Below are 1,667 nucleotides of genomic sequence, written 5' to 3' on the forward strand. Positions count from 1 at the left end.
AACAGCGCGTTGCCCCAGGTGTGGTCGCCGTGGTGGTGGGTGTTGACCAGTGTCCGGACCGGCGCCGCGCTCACCGACGTGATCGCGGCCGCGAATGCCCGGGTGCGCCGCTCGGTGGCGCACGAGTCCACGGCGACCACGCCCTGCGGGCCCACCGCGAACCCCGTGTTGTTGATCCACCAGGTGCCGTCGGGCTGGACGTAGGCCCAGATCCCGTCCGACACCTCCTCCAGGATGGGGGGAGCGGGGGTGGTGATGTCGTGGGTGTGGGCGCTCATGTGCGGCCTCCCTCCTCGGCTCCGTCCCACCTTGGCAGGCGGGGGTGGGGACAGGGAGCGGCACTGCGCCTCGGGTTCCATGGCCGCGTTCTCCGCAGGATCCGCTCCAGCCAGTTGAGCGACCACCCGCCCGGCGGGCGGCTGACCGGCCGCTATGACGACGCGGCGCTGTTCGCGGCGATCGCCACCGTCCTCGACGCCCAAGCCGCCCCGCTCACCGCCGACGACGACCGCAGCAGCGCCGAGCGCCACGCGGAGGCGTTGGCCGAGGTGTGCGGATGGGTGCTCGAACACGGGGAGCTGCCCGCGGTCGGTGGCCGGCGCCCGATACGCGAACCGGGTCAACCGCAGTTCGTTGACCTGCGGTGGTGGGGTGTCGTCGGGTTCGGGGCCATCGGCGTCGAGGGCGTCGAGCAGCGCGGTGCCCCACTGCTGCAGCTCGCGGGGGGTGTACATCGCGGCGGCCTCGGCCAGCTGGGCCTCGGCGCCGGCCCAGGTTGCCGCTGATGGCGTTGTTCGACCTGCTCCGCGGCCCGGCCGCCGGGCTTGCCATGGCCGGGGTCTGGTGGCGGGGACTGTTGGTCTGTGCGCTCGACGGCACCCAGATGTGTGTCCCGGACAGCCCGGCGAACCTGACGGTGTATCGCCGTGGCGGGACCTACCAGGGGGCCGAACGGCTATCCGATGCTGCGGAAGGCCGGACCTCCGTTCCGGAGGGGCCGTCGACCTCGTGTGCCCGGTCGCTCCGGGGAGGGGTGGCTCGCCGGGAGGATTCTCGCGGAGCCACTGGACGATTCCTGCCATGTGCGGTTCGAAGGGGCCCGGGACGGAGAGGTTGAGCGCCCCGGCCCGGTGGTCGGTGCGGTTCTGGAAGTCGTGGGTGGTGCCGCCGGGCGCCAGGACGAAGGAGCCCTGCGGGGCGTCGATCCAGCGGTCGCCGACGAGGAAGGTCATCGTGCCGTCGAGGACGTAGAAGACGTCGTCCTCGGGGTGCGAGTGGGGGCCGGGCCCCGTGGTGTGGGGATCCAGCGACCACTCGGAAATCGAGTAGCCCTCGGCGGTCTCCGGACCGTCGGCCTTGAACACCGCGCTGATCCGACCCATCTCGTAGCGTCGCCCCTCGTCGGGCGCCAGGTGGATCGGAGTCCGCTCGACCGGCTCTGCGCTCATGGACGAACCCTATGTGCGGCTGATCATGGAGGTCTTGGACGAATGGAACACCCCGGTCCCGCGCCTCGCAGGCCCGCAGCCGCACCGAGGCGGAGCGGCCCGCGCCGATCCTCAGTGGCGGTACAGGCGGCGGCGGTTGGCGGTGACCGTGCGGTGGACCGGGGTGAGACCCTCGGACAGCACGAGGCTCGCGGCGCGGGGGACGGCCCAGGCCGAGGC

At 72.5% G+C, this 1,667-nt stretch carries 2 protein-coding genes and 1 pseudogene; 1 reads left to right on the forward strand and 2 read right to left on the reverse strand.

What is annotated here, in order from left to right; all coding sequences use genetic code 11:
* A partial coding sequence (locus tag AB0B41_RS43160) for an MBL fold metallo-hydrolase (protein ID WP_358213028.1) occupies window positions 1–278 on the reverse strand: 278 nt, incomplete at its 3' end.
* A gap of 114 nt (window positions 279–392) precedes the next feature.
* Here AB0B41_RS43160 and AB0B41_RS43165 point away from each other — a divergent pair.
* Window positions 393–785 carry a hypothetical protein gene (locus AB0B41_RS43165; protein ID WP_358213030.1) on the forward strand — a complete coding sequence of 131 codons (393 nt, stop codon included), beginning with the start codon at window positions 393–395 and terminating at the stop codon, window positions 783–785.
* A gap of 321 nt (window positions 786–1,106) precedes the next feature.
* Here AB0B41_RS43165 and AB0B41_RS43170 read toward each other — a convergent pair.
* A pseudogene (locus tag AB0B41_RS43170) lies at window positions 1,107–1,448 on the reverse strand (cupin domain-containing protein); the annotation flags it as partial.
* Window positions 1,449–1,667 lie beyond the last annotated feature (219 nt).

This window comes from Pseudonocardia sp. NPDC049154 (genome assembly GCF_040648315.1).
Classification (GTDB): Bacteria; Actinomycetota; Actinomycetes; order Mycobacteriales; family Pseudonocardiaceae; genus Pseudonocardia.